The organism is Mesorhizobium sp. LEGMi-168a (genome assembly GCF_058312955.1).
Genome location: NZ_JBZEGV010000138.1, coordinates 1 through 1,097, shown reverse-complemented (window position 1 = coordinate 1,097; position 1,097 = coordinate 1). Strand labels below are relative to the sequence as shown.

At 66.8% G+C, this 1,097-nt stretch carries 1 pseudogene; it reads right to left on the bottom strand.

Going from position 1 to position 1,097, the window contains the following annotated elements:
* Positions 1–21: 21 nt before the first annotated feature.
* Positions 22–1,097: pseudogene (locus AC4FWB_RS34455) on the bottom strand (putative PEP-binding protein); the annotation flags it as partial.

Sequence of the window (1,097 nt, the reverse complement as noted above, 5' to 3'; positions counted from 1 at the left end):
GCTGCCTTGGCCATGCCGCGCTTACACCGAGACGTCCGCGATGGCCGCCTTGGCCATGGCAAGCTGCGCCGGCGCGACCGAAAGATCGCGCAGGCCGGCCCCGAGCAGCGCCGGAATGGCGGCCGGATCGCCGCCCGCATCGCCGCAAAGGCTGACCGGAATCCCTTTCTCCTGTCCAAAGGCGGCGACCGAAGCGATCAGCCGCAGGACGGCCGGGTGACGGACCGAATTGAGATGCGCGACTGCCGTATTGTCGCGTGCTGCCGCCATTACATATTGCGTCAGATCGTTGGAGCCGATCGAGAAAAAGGCGACGCCGGCGAAGGCTTCCGGCGCGATGGCGACAGACGGCACCTCGACCATGATGCCGAGCGGCGGCGGCTTGTGCGCAACACCGCGCGCGGCAAGCGCCGTCTGCTCTTCGGCGAACAGCGCGGCGGCTTCGGCATACTCTTCGGCGGTGGCGATCATCGGAAACATCACCTTCAGATTGCCGTGTACCGCGGCGCGCAGCAATGCCCGGATTTGCACCCGGAAGATGTCGCGCCGCGCCAGCGATAGCCTTATGCCGCGCAGGCCGAGGAAGGGATTGGTCTCCTCGACGGTGAACCCGGGAACCGGCTTGTCGCCGCCGGCATCGACGGTGCGGATGGTCACCGGTTTTTCTCCGGCCCACTCCAGCACCTTGCGATAGGCTTGGTACTGCGTTTCCTCGTCCGGCAGCGTCCTGCCGAACAGGAACTCGGTCCGCATCAGGCCGACACCGTCGCAGGTATCGATGTCGATGCCGTCGACATCGGAAGGATAGGCAATGTTCACCTGCACCCGCACGGCAGTGCCGGCCTTGGTCATCGCCGGTTGGGCGAGAAAGGTCTGCGCCTTGCCCTGGCGCGCTGCGAAGGAGGAGAAGGACTGCCGGAAGGTTTCGAGTTCCGCCGTCGAGCAGCGCAACCCCCGCCGGTTTAGCCGCCAAGGCGCCAAGCCCCACCACCATCGGCACTCCGCGCGAGCGCGCCAGCATGGCGACATGGCTGGCCGAGCTGCCGGCCTTGAGCGCAATGCCGCCGCCGCTGCTCCAGTCGGTTTCGAGGAAGCGC